Here is a 15,288-nt window from a genome sequence, read left to right as displayed (position 1 = left end):
TTGCAGAAGTTGGGGATAATAAGGCAGTCTAATAAAAACGGCCCTCCCGCCTTTTGAGTAAAATTAATTTTTCTTTTTATCAAAATCTTAGATACTATTTCAACGATTCACTTAAACTCTATCAAAGTCCGCTATTTGAGATAAAAACAGTAAACTCCTAGCTTTTCGACCTATGGTCGTTCTGCATACTGCGGTAAGTCATCACAAATCGTGTCCCACTCTGCTTTATGCGCGGCAAAAATATGCATACTCGGTTTTTGCTCAATTTTGGTATCTAAAGTTCCAATCCGCAAACGATAAAATTCAGGGGTATCTATTTTTATGCTCATGATGGGCGAACCACATTCGCTACAAAAACAACGCTGCGTGGTTGGAGTGGATTGATACTTCTTAAGCAGATGTTCGCCTTGCACAATTTTAAAATCATCCACATGCACAGGCGTATTGGTTGCATAAGCTGTGCCATTGGCTTTACGGCAACGTTGGCAATGGCATTGAATAATATCACCCAAGCCATGACCTGAAATCTCATAACGAATGCCCTGACATAAACAGCTTCCCGTCAATAATGCAGCTTGTGACATGAAGATACTCCGTGTAATTATTGATTTTTCAGACAAATTAACAGGTTTTGAGGATAACAAAAATAGTGAATTTCAATTTAATCAGAATTTAGTTGTGCATGAACACCTTGTGCTGCTGTTCGTCCTGTCGCCAGACAGGCTGTAAGTAAATACCCCCCTGTGGGTGCATCCCAATCCAGCATTTCACCACAAGCAAAAATATAAGGGGAATTCTTTAGCATCAGATGCTTATTTAATGCATCGAGTCGAATACCGCCTGCGCAGCTAATCGCTTCTTCAATTGGACGAAAACCCTGTATGTGAATGGCAATTTGTTTAATATGCTGCGCCATTTTGATCGCATCATTCCAGTCATTTTTACTGACGACATCACGAATCAAAGCAATTTTGGTTTTATCCAAGCCAATCTTTTGCCATAAGGTATTTAAAGACTGCTTTTTGCCTTGTTGTAACTTTTGTAAAATTTGTTCTTGGCTCAGGTCTGGCAGTAAATCCAAATATAAAATTGCGGGACCTTGCGTCTGCATCGCTTCACGCAAATCGCGATTACAACGATAAACCAAGCCACCTTCTAGTCCATAATGGCTGATCACCATTTCGCCAAACTGAGGTATTTGACCAGCTACCCACGCCTGAATCCGCTTAAGCGGTTGTCCGAAAATGGGTTGCAAATATTCAGACCAATTGACTAACACCCCGACATTACTGGCAATAAAAGGCTGAATAATCGATGCATCTAACCAGTTTTGCCATTTGCCATCACTTCCCAGTTGTGGCCACGACACCGCCCCACACGCCATTACAATCGCATCAGCCGTAATATGCTGCTGCTGTTGCTGCACTAAATCCAGAACCGTCAAAGACTGATTCTGTATTGCCAAGACTTGATGGCGGTAACGAAATTTTACGCCGCGATCTTGCAAACGCTTGAGCCATGCGCGTAATAATGGCGCGGCTTTTATCTCATTGGGGAAAATTCGTCCTGAACTACCAATGTACGATTCAATCCCTAAACCTTTCATCCATGCCTGAATGTCTTGAGCATGAAAACCTTCAATCATCGGGCGCAACCATTTGGCATGATCATAGCGTGATATAAAATGATCTAAATCTTCAGCATGACTAATATTGAGTCCTGTTTTTCCCGCCATTAAGAACTTGCGTGCTGCCGATGGCTTTTGCTCGTAGATGGTAATGTCATAGTCACCCAGTTCAGACAAAACTTCGGCACAGGCTAGTCCCGCAGGACCCGCCCCAACGATCACGACCTGCTTACTCGGCATGACCTTGCCCTTGCAATGGCAAAAATTCATCAAACCGAGTCTGATAGCTTTCAGGTTTCGTGATGATGAGCTGTTGGCAAAGTTCAGCACGCTCTAGATATTTGATCTCAAAATGGGTACGTGCCGAATCAGATGCAATGCGCTGTTTAACGTAAGGCAAATGCCAGAGGTGCAAAAGTTGCTGTTCCGCTTCATCAATATAATCTGGGATGTTACTCGCTAAAGTAATCGTACCTTGCGGTTTTAAACGTGACAGCAAAAACTCAAAAAACGGCATATTCAGCCAACGCTGTGCAGGATTATGCGGTTCAGGATTAGGATACAAAATAAAAAAATGTTGTACTTGTTGCGGATAAAGCGCATGGACGATCCACGGCAAAGCATCCGCATGGACGGGGTATAAATTATCCCGCGGTTCCAATCCTTTTTGTTTCTGCATCGCCAAAAATTTTTCTTTGGTACGCTCAATGGCAAACAATGTTTGTTCTGGATGTTCACCACTAAATAACAAGGCATGCTTGCCCTTACCCGCACCAATTTCAACACAAATGGGGATATTTTCAATGGAACTAAAATCACGCGGCGCCTGCATGCGCTGGGCTTGAAATTGACGAATCGAGATAATCACAGCAAACTATTCAAACTAGGTATTGAAATCAGGCTAAGTCTAACAAGTGATTTGAGCTTTGCCTAATATCTTGATGATGAATTTGAGGATTTTACTATGCCACGCACATTTCCCTGTCCCCGTTGTGGAGAACCCTCTGTCTGGGAAGGCAATGAGTTTCGTCCCTTTTGTTCAGAGCGTTGTAAACTGATTGATCTTGGCGCATGGGCCAATGAGGACTATAAATTACAGACTCAAGATGCTCCAACATCGGAAAATGGCAACCCTTATGATTACGATAGCTAAACTGATATCCCCGCCTCGATGGTCATCTTTCGTTGCAAAATTTACTCAAAATCGTGTAATTTGTAAACAAAATTACACATACAGAGATTAAAATACTTGTCAATAATACAAATCTTCTCTTCATAGGAGAATTTGGATGCTTTTATTGAGAATACTTTTTGCCGTTTTTGCTATTTGCTGTTTAATCTTCCTCGTTTTAGGTTTTATGGCTTCAGATGCCGTTTTATTTATTATTGCTTTACTATTTGCAGCTGCAAGTGGTTTAGTCGTATGGGAAGCCAAACAAAGATTTCACAGCTTATTTCATTCTTAAAATTGAGGACAATGATTGCAAGTTCAATCATTGTCCTTTTATTGTATCTCTTTTAACCTGCTTTACCTGCAACAAAAGGATTAAATTGTTTTTCATAGCCAATGCTGCTCATCGGCCCATGTCCTGAAATAAACTGTGTATCATCGGGTAGACTAAAACACTCACGCTGAATCGAATCCAGTAGTTGTTGGTGATTGCCTTTCGGAAAATCAGTCCGCCCAATCGAGCCTTTGAACAACACGTCTCCTGTCCATAATAATGCATATTGTTGGTTATAAAACATCACATGTCCAGGGGTATGTCCAGGCGCAAATCTTACTTCAAACTGATGCTCACCTAATGTCAAGACTTCACCACCTTCAAGCCATTGATTTACATGTACAAATTCAGGAACTGGAAATCCATAACGTTGGGACACGTCCTGAATCATATCTAGCCAAAATTGATCCTCTTTGTGCGGGCCAATCACAGGAATACTCCAGATTCTAGCTAATTCACCAACTGCCCCTGCATGATCAAGATGTCCATGGGTCAACCACAATGCTTTGACCTTTAAGCCAAGTGCTTCGACTTCTTGTCTTAGTTTGGCTGCATCTCCCCCTGCATCAATTAAAATTGCGTCTTTAGTTTGGCTATCCCAAACAATAGAACAATTTTGAGCGAAAGCCGTTACAGGAACTATTTTAACTTGCAGCATAACAACCTCTGGCGAAACATCATGATGTTTTATTGAGCTAAGGTGATTTCAAGCGCATTTAAATGGGCTTGAACGAGTTTGCGGAGTAATTGTACATGGGCATCTGAGTCGTTTAATGCAGGAATGTACTGATAAGCCTCACCACCAGCATTCAAAAACAATTCTGCATTTTGAATCGCGAGTTCTTCTAAGGTTTCCAGACAATCCGCAGAAAAAGCAGGGCTCAAAATCTGTACAGATTTCACACCTTGTTGCGCCCACTCTCCAAGCAATTGATCTGTATAAGGTTTAACCCATTCCTGTTTGCCAAAACGTGACTGAAAACTAATGGCCCATTGATTGTGTTCGAGCCCCAGTGCTTGGGCAACTAAACGCGCGGTTTCCCGACATTGATCTGCATAAGGATCACCTTTATCAGCATACGGCTGGGGAATTCCATGAAAAGACATTAATAATTTTTCTGCTGTCCCATGCTGATTCTGAAAATCCCGAATACTTTGCACTAGCGCCTGAATAAATAAAGGATGGCGATAATATTCTTTAACAATGCTTAAGCCCGGTAAATTACGTTGCTGTGGAATCCATTTGGCAAAAGCATCATAAAGTGGCGCGGTTGAGGTCGCAGAATATTGCGGAAATAAAGGCAATAATAAAATATGATCCTGAGGAGATTGCGCCAATTGTTGCAATAATGAGGTGATTCCCGGTTGACCATAAGTCATGGCAGGAACCACCCTTAAATCAAACTGCGGATAAGCATCCGTAAGATCAGATTTCAAACGTTCAGTCTGCGCAAAAAGAATTTCTCGCATGGGTGAATCTTTACGCCAAACTGTTGCATAGGCATGCGCCACGCGTTTAGGACGAAAAGGCAGAACAAAACAGCGTAGAATAATTTGCCAAAGCAGTACGGGAATTTCAATCACCCGTGAATCTGACAAAAACTGTTTTAAAAACTGCCTCACTGCTGGAACAGTGGCTGCATCAGGAGTTCCCAAATTGGCTAAAATAACAGTCACTTTTGGCTTAGATGCAGTAGACATTCTTTTTCCTGTTCAATGCGTACATGAAAATCTGTGGAGTACGCTTACTTTAACAGTTTTATGGCTTTTTCAAAATAAATGACTAATTTGTTTTTATTTGCGTCGTGCGTTGAGGTTCTGGCTGTTGAGTTTCCAGTAATTTCAAAGCCTTAGGTGTAAGCTGCCACAATAAACGCTGACGCTCATCACGACCAGCGGGGACAATCCAGTCATTTTGTCGCATCTGCATTTTAATATGATGCAATGCACGGATATTAATTTGCGAACGCGCAACTGCATGTGCTCGCGGTAAGACTAACCTTGCATCTTCGAGCCCCGTTTCATTCAGATAATCATTAATCCTTTTAGAAAAATATTCCTCAGGTGTCGGGATTTTAAAGACCACACTTAAAATGGATAAAATCTGCAACCAAGTCAGCTTACGTTCAGGTTTGAGTTCCTGAAAATTACCATCCTGATAGGCATGAACACGGTATTCAAAAGAATAAATTTCATTGGTATACACTCTTGGCATTGCGACCAAAGGATCATTTTCACGCTTACCTTGCTCGGTTTCCAGACGAGTGACTTTAGCGCGTAAACTATCAATTTCATCTTGTAAAACTTGGGTATTTTGCGGTCTGACCCAACCCAATACAGGATAACGCTCCAACATTTGTGACATATTGAAACGCACCGCCAGCTCTAAGTCGCGCAGGCTGTGATAACAAAAAACCTGATCGACCTCTTGTTGGAGCTGTTTACGAAATTCATGAAATTTTTCTTTTAATTCTGGTTTGCTATCCTGCAACGCAGCGTCACGGCTTTCTGGCGCATCATGCATAAAGACAATGATCGGTTTTTGTTTGGTTACGGCATAAATATATTCAAGATGTAGATAACTTACCCCTGAAACTGATTGTTCCCCGTACTGACTACCAAGCAATAATACAACATAATCACAATCGTCAATTTGACGACGCGCAATGGAGGTACTCAGTGGTGTACGTTGCTCAAGCCCCCATGAAAAAAATCCCATTCCGATGAGTGTCTGTGCCAATACCATACGTTCTGGTTGCATCTCTGCACCAGAAGTTGAAATAAACACTTGATAACGCTTATCCAGCATGGTTATCCCCTAAAATTTAACATTCCTCACCACGTTCCGTGTGATGTACGAATATACAACCTCAAATTTAGATCTAAAATTTATGCAGTCATCGCCATACTCTTCAATCATCAATATTGTGAATACGCCAAGTCATATGATCTTTAATCATATGTTTTAACACAAACTTTAACTCATCTGCATTATTTCCGCTGACAAAACACTCAATTTGTAGATGATTCTGACGAATTTCGTCAAATAATAACTCATTTTTAATCAAAATGCGGGCTGTTTGCCTCGCCACCGCCAAACCTGAGTCAATTAATGTCAGTTTCTGCCCAAAAAGATGAGTAATTGCTTCATTTAAAAACGGATAATGAGTACAGCCTAACACCAAAAAATCCGCATGCTGATCCACGACAGGCTGTAAACATTGTTGTAATACCGTTAAACAAGCGGGACTCATTTGTTCGCCTGCTTCGACAAAAGGCACCAGTTCCAGACAGGTGACAGCTAAAACCTCTACCCCTGCTGGATGCGCGAAATTTTGAATCACATCCTTAATCAGTTGCCCACGAAATGTTGCAGGTGTTGCCAATACTGCAACGACTTTAGACTGAGTTTGTAGCACTGCCGGTTTGAGCGCAGGCACTAAGCCAACGATTGGAAAAGACGCTCCATAATGTTCGCGCAAATAATCCAGACTAAATGCTGAGGCTGTATTACATGCCACAACTGCCATTTTACAACCACGACGATATAACCATTCAATCGCCTGTGCGGTTAACTGCCGGATTTCCTGATCTGAGCGTGGCCCATAAGGAACATGTGCAGTATCGGCATAATAAATAATCTGCTCATTGGGTAAATGCTGAACGATTTCCTGTGCAATGGTTAATCCCCCCACACCAGAATCAAAAATACCAATCGGCGCATCTTTAGATGCTTGAAGTCTGGATTTTAATTCAGCATGAATAGGGTGTATTGCGGTCATTTCTTTGGATAAATCCATCATGTCAGATTCAGAATTAAGCTTAAACCTCAACTGCTCAATTGCAAGAGCAAATCACCACTTTTTAACTCAAGAACAGCTTCTCCATCAGAATTTTCAGTCAAAACACCCAACTCAATCAAATGATAAAAAGCGGCGCGCTGAATTAAAGCATTTAAACCAAAGCGCACATGCACATAAGGGCGTAACTCCTCTTCCCCTGCTTCACTTACATAACCACGCATAAAAATTGGATGTTCCTCATCCACAATCACAATATCTTGATTGGTGGTGGTTAATTGGATAAAAGATTTACATTCAATCTCGACCACATCGACTTGATTGACCAGCAAAGGTTCATCTTCAACTTCAATCTCAATTTGCTCAACGGGCGTCTTTAAATAATACTTTGCATCCTCTTTCCAAAGCACTTTAGAAAATAGGTCTAAAAGCGCCTGCCGCTTGATCAATTGACCTTCGTGCCACCATTCTCCATTGGCTTTTATGATCAAATCCATTTTACCGCAATGCTTTGGATGCCATTGGTCAAGAGGTGGAATTGACCTTTTGTGACTTTGCTGTGCATCTTTTAGATATTGTGCGATACTCATTAAGTTTTTATCATCTAACGATGTTGACTGGTTTGTCTCTTGAGACGAATGATGATGATTTACCATGGTTTATGCCTTGCTGACGAGAAAATATAACGACTCAGCCAATTGGCTAGATCAGGGTTTGAAACTATACTAGCCGCAAACTATTTAAGACACGATTGTCTGTTTGTGTCTAGACATTAAAGAACACTCATGGCAGCACCGAAGCGCTGATGTGACGGTTGCCACCCTTAGCAATATGAGGAGTCCTACATGGAGCACATCGAACGCGAAGCGATGGAGTTTGACGTAGTGATCGTTGGTGCTGGACCTGCGGGTCTATCGTCTGCGATTAAAATTCGCCAACTTGCGATTGAACATAATTTACCCGATCTATCCGTCTGCGTCGTCGAAAAAGGCTCCGAAGTGGGCGCTCATATTTTGTCTGGTGCGGTCCTTGAGCCACGTGCCATCAATGAGCTATTTCCGAACTGGAAAGAAGAAGGTGCGCCTTTAAATGTCCCTGTGACTGAAGACAAAACCTACTTCCTGCTCTCTGATGAAAAATCGCAGGAAGCACCGCACTGGATGGTGCCAAAAACCATGCATAACGATGGCAATTATGTCATCTCGCTCGGCAACGTGGTGCGCTGGTTAGGTCAAAAAGCTGAAGAATTAGAAGTGTCTATTTTCCCGGGCTTTGCTGCTGCTGAAATTTTGTATCATGAAGATGGTACCGTCAAAGGCGTACAAACAGGCGACATGGGCATTGGTAAAGATGGTGAGCCGACGCATAATTTTGCGCCAGGTTACGAACTCCATGCCAAATACACTTTGTTTGCAGAAGGCTGTCGTGGTCATCTAGGTAAACGCTTAATCAGCAAATTTAATCTGGATAAAGATGTAGATCCGCAGCATTACGGTATCGGGATTAAAGAACTGTGGGAAATTGATCCAGCCAAACACAAAGAAGGTCTGGTCATGCACGGTTCAGGCTGGCCACTGACTGAAACTGGTTCTTCGGGTGGTTGGTGGTTATATCACGCTGAAAACAACCAAGTGACTTTGGGAATGATCGTGGATTTATCTTATGAAAATCCGCATATGTTCCCATTTATGGAAATGCAGCGCTGGAAAACCCATCCTCTGATTAAGCAGTATTTAGAAGGCGGTAAACGCATTTCTTACGGCGCTCGTGCGGTTGTGAAAGGTGGCTTAAACTCTTTACCTAAACTCACCTTCCCGGGTGGCTGTCTGATTGGTGATGATGCTGGCTTCTTAAACTTTGCCAAAATCAAAGGCTCTCACACTGCCATGAAATCAGGCATGTTATGTGGTGAAGCAGTCTTTGAAGCGATTGCGCGTGGTGTAGAAAAAGGTGGTGATTTAGCCATTGCCCGTGTGCTCGAAGGTGAAGACTTCTTTGATAAAGAACTCACCGCTTATACGCAAAAGTTTGACAATAGCTGGCTCAAAGAAGAGTTACATCGTAGCCGTAACTTTGGCCCTGCAATGCATAAGTTTGGTTTGTGGATTGGTGGTGCGTTTAACTTTCTGGATCAAAATATCTTTAAAGTACCGTTTACCTTGCATGACTTACAACCAGACTACAGCGTATTAAAGACTCAGGATAAAGCCACCTTTAAACCGACTTATCCAAAACCAGATGGCAAGTTGACTTTTGACCGTTTATCTTCAGTGTTTGTCTCCAACACGGTACATGAAGAAAACCAACCGTCGCATTTGAAATTGACCGATCCAAGTATTCCAGTCAATGTCAATTTACCGAAATGGGATGAACCTGCACAGCGTTATTGCCCAGCAGGGGTTTATGAGATTGTGGATGAAGGTGAAGGCAATAAGCGCTTCCAGATCAATGCCGCCAACTGTGTCCACTGTAAAACCTGTGATATTAAAGATCCATCACAGAACATTACTTGGGTAACACCTGAAGGTGGCGGTGGTCCGAATTATCCGAATATGTAAATTCCTTGCGTTATAGCAAAGCAGTGCTTTGCTATATCTCATCTTGCGAAGCTATAACGGCTTCTCATCCCCCCGAACGATAAAACTTAATCTGTTTTCAAATGCACCGTAATTTAAATTGCGGTGCATTTTTATTTTTTGCCAGTGCGTTATTTTCATTCTGCTCATCTGCTTACATTTCTATCAATCTTTGTTACCTAATTTGAGCGCAGAAATGCATAGACTAATTTTTAAACATTTTATTTTTTCTGATTCCTTTGTTAATTGCGGGTTTATCACCTTTTAGCCAATTTACTCAAGTCTTTGTCTATGAATCCATATTCAGATCACATCTTGGGCAAGGGATCACTTTTCTTCACATGATTTGAAAAAAGGATGAGAGTCATGCTTGATTTAAAACACACACTGCAATCACTTCAAAATATACGTGCTAACCCCGCAGTTTCGATTTTTGTTCCGACCCATCGTACTTTTCCAGATAATCAACAAGACCATATCGCACTAAAAAATCAACTCAAACAACTCGAAGAACAATTACTGAAAACTTATGACAAAGTTTTTGTTGCCCAATTTTTAAAGCGTATTCATGAAAAAACGGATGAATTAAATCCCAACTATTATCTAGATACTTTGGCCATTTTTGCGACCGCTGATCAGGTCGAGGTGATTTGTTTACCGTTTAAAACTCAAGCCAGAATTATGATTGATACGCAATTTGTATTGCGCGACTTTATTCGAGAACTATCTTATGCACTGGATTATTATATTGTGGTCGTGACCCGCGAAATGGGCCGCCTGATACAAGCATCCAATAATCGCGTTATTCATGAGTTTTCAGAACTGGATCTTGAACTCACTCCGCTTTTGCCACATGGGGCTTTTCCAGTCAAAAATGAAACATTATATAGTCTGACTGCCGCAGAGCGATCTGCTGCTGCACAGGAAGATCGTTATCTTAAAGAGTTTTTAAATCGAGTGGATAAAAATGTACAGGTGATTCATGCACAAAAACCTTTGCCAATTGTGCTTGTTGCTGATCGTCGCAATATCAGTTTCTACGAAACCATCTGCGATCATCCTAACCAAATTATTATCAAGGTCGACAATGTCACTCAACTGGAGAATAGCGAACCACGCCATATCGTAGACAGTGTTCAAAATGCATTAAAAGATTATCAGAATAAAATTCATCAAAATCATGCCAATCAACTGGATCAAGTTTATGGAAGTGAGCGGGTTGTGACTGATTTACAACACATTTATCAGGCTGCTTTACAGGGCAATATCGACACGCTCTATGTACAACAAGGTTATTCGGTAAATGGTTTTATTGACGAAAACGAGCAGCGTATAGAATTTAGCGCCGCACCAGAAGATGACTCTACGCCTACCGATGTTATTCACCATATCATCGATGCGGCTCAGACGCATGGCGGTCATATTGTATTTTTACCCGAAGCGTATTTAAGTGGCAAAACCCCAGTGACTTTACTGAGTCGATATGCAATTTAAATTTATAAAATCAAGCCTTTGTATAAGGCTTGATCATTTTACTGACGCATTGCAAGCTTATGAATCAAGCAAAGACCATGCAATCAACCACATCACTACACCAATAATGATATCCAAAACCTTCCAAGCTTTTGGATTTTCGAATACGGGTTCAAGCAATCTTGCACCAAAACCCAAACTAAAAAAGAAAACAAACGATGCTGTCACCGCTCCAGCAGCAAAAGCAGTTTTATTGGTATATTGAGAAGAAATAGAACCCAATAGCACAACGGTATCCAGATAAACATGCGGATTCAGCCACGAAAAACTTAAACATAAAATTAAAGTCTGTGCTAAAGAATTGACTTTCTGCCCTGCCGCATGTAACCCGTCTTTGGTGGTATAAGCGCTATAAAAGCTGCGTAAACCATAAGCGAATAAAAAAATGGCACCAAACCATTTCATTGCTTGAATCAACCATACTTGTTTGCTGAGTAAACTTGCGAAACCAAAAACACCCAATGAAATCAGCAATGCATCTGAAACCGCACAGATTAAACACACCCAAAAGACATGTTGTCTGAGCAAACCCTGTTTTAAAACAAAAGCATTTTGTGCGCCAATCGCTAAGATTAAGGAAAACCCTAGTAATAAACCTGAAAAATAGGTCGACATCATTATCCTTTTTGCACCAGATAACGATATTCTTTTAAACCTGCTGCATCCAGCAATTCTTCCTGAGCCAACAATTCATGTCCCAGATGCATACAAAACTTGGGAATATCCCATGAAGTGGATGGGTCAGTCGCCAATACCTCCACCACATCCCCTGACTTAGACTTCCGAATGGCTTGATGCAGCATCATCACAGGTTCAGGACAACGCAAACCGCGTGTATTCAATTGAATGGTCGGAGTTAAATCTGGTGAAAACATGCCTATACTTGAGTTCAAAAACAGGGGCATAGTTTACCATAAAGTTAAGTCTCCTAGAAAAAGCAAAAAAAGCTGACTCATCAATTTGAATCATTTACGTTTTCCAATCGTTTTAATAATGCATAAGCCATTTTTCTTCGGTATGATTAAAAATCATTGATTGACACATTAAGAGTCTTTAGGAAAGATCATGCAAGAGGAATCAGGCCCATCGTGGGGTATGCGTGGCTTAAGAAAATGGTTAGGCACTGCACCAGAAACCCGTGACGAACTGTTAAAACTCGTTCAGGATTCACAGCGTTTTTTAGAACCCGATACTGTGGCAATGCTAGAAGGCGTTCTAGACCTTCCTGCCACCAAAATTCGTGAAGTCATGACTCCACGCACTGCCATGATCAGCTTGCAAGAAGACGATGAATTACTAGATATTTTGCACGTTCTGGTTGAATCAGCACATTCTCGTTTTCCTGTCTTCTCATCCGATCAACCTGATAATGTAGTGGGAATTCTACTTGCTAAAGACTTACTGCCTTTTCTGACCGAACAAGGTGCGAAAGTTGATGTACGTGCCTTAATGCGACAACCGCTGTTTGTTCCAGAAAGTGCTCGTTCGGATCAGGTTTTACGTATGCTTAAACACACGCAAACGCATATCGCGATTGTGATTGATGAGTACGGGACGACATCTGGTCTGGTCACGCTTGAAGATATTTTAGAAGAAATTGTCGGTGAAATTGAAGATGAACATGACAATGCCGATGAAGAGGCGCAGTACATTGTGCCGGATCCAACACAGCAAACAGCAAACACTTGGTTGGTACAGGCACTTACACCGATTGAACACTTTAATACAGTTTTAGATGCAGACTTTTCTGACGATGAAGTAGAAACTATGGGCGGTTTATTGCTTCAGGAAATTGGTTTAGTCAGTGATTTGCAGGGTCAGACCGTTGAACTTGAAAATTGGGAATTTACCATCGTTGAAGCAGATGCACGTACCATTCATCTGATTCGAGCTGTTCGTAAATGAGAACATATTTTAATACATTGTTAGGATCTTCCCAGCAACAAAAACAACTCCCCTTTATTATTCCCCTGCTGATTTCACTCTGTGCTGGTGCTATTTTTAGTCTGGCACTTGCGCCTTACTATTACTGGTGGCTGGCGATTTTGTCGCCAGCATTATTATATGCTTCTCTCAAAAACCGTACAGCCAAACAAGCGTTTGGGATTGGCTGGGCCTATGGTTTTGGCTTATGGTTTGTCGGAGCATTTTGGCTCTATACCTCGATCCATGTCTACGGCGATACCAATGCTGTTTTAAGTGTACTCATGATTGGCTTTATGGCCTTAGTCATGGGACTGTTTACCGCAGTTCAAACTTGGCTATATCGTCGGTTTTTCCCAGAAACACCGCTGACGTTTGCACCACTCTGGATCTTCTTTGAATGGGCAAAAACTTGGGTGTTTACAGGTTTCCCATGGCTTTTTGCAGGTTATGCTTTCACCGAACGTTTTCTGGATGGTTATGCGCCGTTATTCGGAATTTTCGGAGTTTCCTTTGCGGTCATCATACTGGCCTGCGCATTGGTTGAAATTTTACAACGTCGTATTTTCTGGGTGATTCCATCAGCCCTATTATTATTGGGTGCATGGGGAGCGTCGAAAATTGAATTTGTACAGCCCAAAAACAGCAAACCCCTATCTGTATCTCTGATTCAAGGTAATATTCCGCAAGATCTAAAATGGCTGACTGAATATCAAGTTAAAACCTTAATGATCTATGCTAATTTGACCCGTACAGAATGGGGGCGTGATTTAATCGTTTGGCCTGAATCCTCCATTCCGATGTTTCAAACCGACATCGAACCTTTTCTAGATGCCATGCAGCAGCAAGCCAAGAAAACAGGTTCAGCATGGGTGACAGGTATTCCGTATTGGGATATGAACGCTTCTCAGCAGGTTGGAACGCCACAGTACTACAACAGTATTATGGCCTCGGGCAGTGATTCATCAGGACTGTATAAAAAACAACGTTTAGTCCCTTTTGGTGAATATATTCCACTTTCTGGACTACTGAGTTGGGTGTTGCCTGCCTTACAAAATGATCCTTCGATGAGTGGTTTTAGTCAGGGGGCGAGTGATCAAAAACCCTTGATGATTAAAGGCCATCCACTTGCAGCAGCCATTTGTTATGAAATTGCTTATCCAAATTTAACCCGACGTAATGCGGAAAATAGTGACTTTCTGGTGACGGTTTCCAATGATGCATGGTTTACTGGAACCGCAGGCCCCATGCAGCATTTACAAATGGTGCAGATGCGCGCTAAAGAAAATGGACGCTGGTTTATTCGTGCCACCAATACAGGTGTAACTGCGTTTATCGATCAGAATGGTCATATTGTTAAACAAGCACCCATTGATAAAGAAGCCGTGCTCCGTGGTGAATTGCCTGCGATGCAGGGTGAAACGCTATATACCCGTTTAAGTGACTGGCCAATCTTAGGCTTTTCATTGTTACTCTTAATCATGGGTTGGTTTTATCGCCCCAAACAAGTCGATGTCAGCTTTAAATCACGACGTTAACGTCCGATTGACCGCTTCAAAAAACCGAGATTTCTGCTGAATCTCGGTTTTTTAATGCATTAAAACTATAATAATTTTGTTCCCACTGGCACGTCAAAATCAGGCACACAAAGCGCCACATCTCCCTCTGCATTATGAAGCCCAGTGACCAGACATTCGGACTGAATCGGACCAATCTGTTTTTTAGGAAAATTCACCACTGCAACCACCAGTTTACTGATTAAATCTTCTGGTTGGTACAGCTTGGTAATTTGCGCACTGGATTTTTTAATCCCCAATTCTTCGCCAAAATCCACATGCAAGATATACGCAGGCTTACGTGCTTTTTCAAAAACCTCAGCCTGTATAATTTTACCGACACGCAGTTCTACTTTTAAAAAATCCTGCCATTCGATTAAATCCATCGCACTTATTCCTGTTATTTATTTCAATGAGGATTATGCATACTGTTTAAACTGATTGAAAAGAGTAAAAATTAGAAAATAAGGGGCTGTACTAGATAAGATTCAAATTTCAGTCCAAAACCGCAAAGTTTTTAGTTGTTGTTTTGGACTACCGTAGTTAAATCTAAACTCACATTCCTTAATAAACAAGTGAAAAGAATCCTTGGGTATTCCATTATATTTTCTTAGCGTTCTTTTCGCCTGATTCCAGAAATTCTCAATGCCATTGATGTGATTATGCCCATTCGCAAAATGGCTTGAATGATTGATTCTATAATGTCTAAAACCTGCTATGTCCAAAGCATTATAACTATGCCAGTGATCTGTATAAACAATACTGTCA

General features: G+C 41.5%; 18 protein-coding genes. 6 read left to right on the top strand and 12 right to left on the bottom strand.

Features of this window, described 5'->3' with window-relative positions; all coding sequences use genetic code 11:
* Positions 1-170: 170 nt before the first annotated feature.
* From J500_RS07750 to J500_RS07740, 3 genes are all read right to left on the bottom strand, one after another.
* The gene (locus J500_RS07750) at positions 171-584 is read right to left on the bottom strand and encodes a GFA family protein (protein ID WP_004994122.1); all 414 of its coding nucleotides are present in this window, start codon (positions 582-584) and stop codon (positions 171-173) included.
* 77 nt (positions 585-661) lie between these two features.
* Positions 662-1,867: a TIGR03862 family flavoprotein gene (locus J500_RS07745; RefSeq protein WP_034699000.1), complete on the bottom strand. Its 1,206-nt coding sequence runs from the start codon at positions 1,865-1,867 to the stop codon at positions 662-664.
* Positions 1,857-2,495, bottom strand: a complete 639-nt coding sequence (locus J500_RS07740) for a hypothetical protein (protein ID WP_004994135.1) — start codon at positions 2,493-2,495, stop codon at positions 1,857-1,859. Before J500_RS07740 ends, J500_RS07745 begins: the two co-directional genes overlap by 11 nt.
* 96 nt (positions 2,496-2,591) lie before the next feature.
* On the opposite strand from J500_RS07740, the gene J500_RS07735 reads away from it, so the two are divergent.
* Both J500_RS07735 and J500_RS17520 read left to right on the top strand, forming a co-directional pair.
* Positions 2,592-2,780 carry a DNA gyrase inhibitor YacG gene (locus tag J500_RS07735; RefSeq protein WP_004991521.1) on the top strand — a complete coding sequence of 63 codons (189 nt, stop codon included), beginning with the start codon at positions 2,592-2,594 and terminating at the stop codon, positions 2,778-2,780.
* A gap of 136 nt (positions 2,781-2,916) precedes the next feature.
* Positions 2,917-3,093 (top strand): hypothetical protein, encoded by a 177-nt coding sequence (locus tag J500_RS17520; RefSeq protein ID WP_004994138.1) that lies wholly within the window; start codon positions 2,917-2,919, stop codon positions 3,091-3,093.
* Positions 3,094-3,145: 52 nt separating this feature from the next.
* Here J500_RS17520 and J500_RS07730 read toward each other — a convergent pair whose 3' ends face one another.
* The 5 genes from J500_RS07730 to J500_RS07710 form a co-directional block, all read right to left on the bottom strand.
* Positions 3,146-3,790: an MBL fold metallo-hydrolase gene (locus tag J500_RS07730; protein WP_004994142.1), complete on the bottom strand. Its 645-nt coding sequence runs from the start codon at positions 3,788-3,790 to the stop codon at positions 3,146-3,148.
* Between the two features lie 29 nt (positions 3,791-3,819).
* Positions 3,820-4,833, bottom strand: coding sequence for a ferrochelatase (gene hemH / locus J500_RS07725; protein WP_004994146.1), 1,014 nt, complete (start codon positions 4,831-4,833; stop codon positions 3,820-3,822).
* Between the two features lie 82 nt (positions 4,834-4,915).
* The gene (locus J500_RS07720; RefSeq protein ID WP_004994149.1) at positions 4,916-5,941 is read right to left on the bottom strand and encodes a DUF4062 domain-containing protein; all 1,026 of its coding nucleotides are present in this window, start codon (positions 5,939-5,941) and stop codon (positions 4,916-4,918) included.
* A 103-nt stretch (positions 5,942-6,044) separates the two neighbouring features.
* The gene (murI, locus tag J500_RS07715; protein WP_034699118.1) at positions 6,045-6,914 is read right to left on the bottom strand and encodes a glutamate racemase; all 870 of its coding nucleotides are present in this window, start codon (positions 6,912-6,914) and stop codon (positions 6,045-6,047) included.
* Between the two features lie 47 nt (positions 6,915-6,961).
* Positions 6,962-7,588 carry a DUF1285 domain-containing protein gene (locus tag J500_RS07710; protein WP_004994152.1) on the bottom strand — a complete coding sequence of 209 codons (627 nt, stop codon included), beginning with the start codon at positions 7,586-7,588 and terminating at the stop codon, positions 6,962-6,964.
* Between the two features lie 189 nt (positions 7,589-7,777).
* Here J500_RS07710 and J500_RS07705 point away from each other — a divergent pair, with 189 nt between their 5' ends.
* Together J500_RS07705 and J500_RS07700 are read left to right on the top strand one after the other, a co-directional pair.
* On the top strand, positions 7,778-9,490 hold the full coding sequence (locus J500_RS07705; RefSeq protein ID WP_004991534.1) for an electron transfer flavoprotein-ubiquinone oxidoreductase: 1,713 nt from the start codon (positions 7,778-7,780) through the stop codon (positions 9,488-9,490).
* 384 nt (positions 9,491-9,874) lie between these two features.
* Positions 9,875-11,002: a hypothetical protein gene (locus tag J500_RS07700; RefSeq protein WP_034698997.1), complete on the top strand. Its 1,128-nt coding sequence runs from the start codon at positions 9,875-9,877 to the stop codon at positions 11,000-11,002.
* 57 nt (positions 11,003-11,059) lie between these two features.
* Here the strand turns inward: J500_RS07700 and J500_RS07695 are convergent, their stop codons facing one another.
* On the bottom strand, positions 11,060-11,656 hold the full coding sequence (locus J500_RS07695; protein WP_004994159.1) for a LysE/ArgO family amino acid transporter: 597 nt from the start codon (positions 11,654-11,656) through the stop codon (positions 11,060-11,062).
* Positions 11,657-11,658: 2 nt separating this feature from the next.
* On the bottom strand, positions 11,659-11,916 hold the full coding sequence (tusA, locus tag J500_RS07690) for a sulfurtransferase TusA (RefSeq protein ID WP_004994165.1): 258 nt from the start codon (positions 11,914-11,916) through the stop codon (positions 11,659-11,661).
* A gap of 190 nt (positions 11,917-12,106) precedes the next feature.
* Between tusA and J500_RS07685 the strand changes: the two genes are divergently transcribed.
* Positions 12,107-12,946 (top strand): HlyC/CorC family transporter, encoded by an 840-nt coding sequence (locus tag J500_RS07685; RefSeq protein ID WP_004991545.1) that lies wholly within the window; start codon positions 12,107-12,109, stop codon positions 12,944-12,946.
* Positions 12,943-14,502: an apolipoprotein N-acyltransferase gene (gene lnt, locus J500_RS07680; protein ID WP_004994167.1), complete on the top strand. Its 1,560-nt coding sequence runs from the start codon at positions 12,943-12,945 to the stop codon at positions 14,500-14,502. Before J500_RS07685 ends, lnt begins: the two co-directional genes overlap by 4 nt.
* 65 nt (positions 14,503-14,567) lie before the next feature.
* Here lnt and J500_RS07675 read toward each other — a convergent pair whose 3' ends face one another.
* The gene (locus J500_RS07675; RefSeq protein ID WP_004994172.1) at positions 14,568-14,906 is read right to left on the bottom strand and encodes a tRNA-binding protein; all 339 of its coding nucleotides are present in this window, start codon (positions 14,904-14,906) and stop codon (positions 14,568-14,570) included.
* A gap of 102 nt (positions 14,907-15,008) precedes the next feature.
* The coding region (locus J500_RS07670; RefSeq protein WP_034698995.1) for an IS1595 family transposase at positions 15,009-15,288 on the bottom strand (280 nt) is incomplete at its 5' end.

It is taken from the genome of Acinetobacter sp. 479375 (assembly GCF_000581715.1).
In the GTDB taxonomy this organism is placed as follows: Bacteria; Pseudomonadota; Gammaproteobacteria; order Pseudomonadales; family Moraxellaceae; genus Acinetobacter; species Acinetobacter ursingii.
The sequence above is the reverse complement of the archived record's forward strand: the minus strand, read 5'-3'. Positions and strand labels throughout refer to the sequence as shown.

Bases quoted from the DNA above. Each gene is read 5' to 3' on its own strand.
- J500_RS07710 (WP_004994152.1), bottom strand. From the start codon at position 7,588: ATGGTAAATCATCATCATTCGTCTCAAGAGACAAACCAGTCAACATCG.
- J500_RS07705 (WP_004991534.1), top strand. From the start codon at position 7,778: ATGGAGCACATCGAACGCGAAGCGATGGAGTTTGACGTAGTGATCGTT.
- J500_RS07745 (WP_034699000.1), bottom strand. From the start codon at position 1,867: ATGCCGAGTAAGCAGGTCGTGATCGTTGGGGCGGGTCCTGCGGGACTA.
- J500_RS07735 (WP_004991521.1), top strand. From the start codon at position 2,592: ATGCCACGCACATTTCCCTGTCCCCGTTGTGGAGAACCCTCTGTCTGG.
- tusA (WP_004994165.1), bottom strand. From the start codon at position 11,916: ATGTTTTCACCAGATTTAACTCCGACCATTCAATTGAATACACGCGGT.
- hemH (WP_004994146.1), bottom strand. From the start codon at position 4,833: ATGTCTACTGCATCTAAGCCAAAAGTGACTGTTATTTTAGCCAATTTG.
- J500_RS07730 (WP_004994142.1), bottom strand. From the start codon at position 3,790: ATGCTGCAAGTTAAAATAGTTCCTGTAACGGCTTTCGCTCAAAATTGT.
- J500_RS17520 (WP_004994138.1), top strand. From the start codon at position 2,917: ATGCTTTTATTGAGAATACTTTTTGCCGTTTTTGCTATTTGCTGTTTA.
- J500_RS07695 (WP_004994159.1), bottom strand. From the start codon at position 11,656: ATGTCGACCTATTTTTCAGGTTTATTACTAGGGTTTTCCTTAATCTTA.
- murI (WP_034699118.1), bottom strand. From the start codon at position 6,914: ATGACCGCAATACACCCTATTCATGCTGAATTAAAATCCAGACTTCAA.
- J500_RS07700 (WP_034698997.1), top strand. From the start codon at position 9,875: ATGCTTGATTTAAAACACACACTGCAATCACTTCAAAATATACGTGCT.
- J500_RS07750 (WP_004994122.1), bottom strand. From the start codon at position 584: ATGTCACAAGCTGCATTATTGACGGGAAGCTGTTTATGTCAGGGCATT.
- J500_RS07720 (WP_004994149.1), bottom strand. From the start codon at position 5,941: ATGCTGGATAAGCGTTATCAAGTGTTTATTTCAACTTCTGGTGCAGAG.
- lnt (WP_004994167.1), top strand. From the start codon at position 12,943: ATGAGAACATATTTTAATACATTGTTAGGATCTTCCCAGCAACAAAAA.
- J500_RS07685 (WP_004991545.1), top strand. From the start codon at position 12,107: ATGCAAGAGGAATCAGGCCCATCGTGGGGTATGCGTGGCTTAAGAAAA.
- J500_RS07675 (WP_004994172.1), bottom strand. From the start codon at position 14,906: ATGGATTTAATCGAATGGCAGGATTTTTTAAAAGTAGAACTGCGTGTC.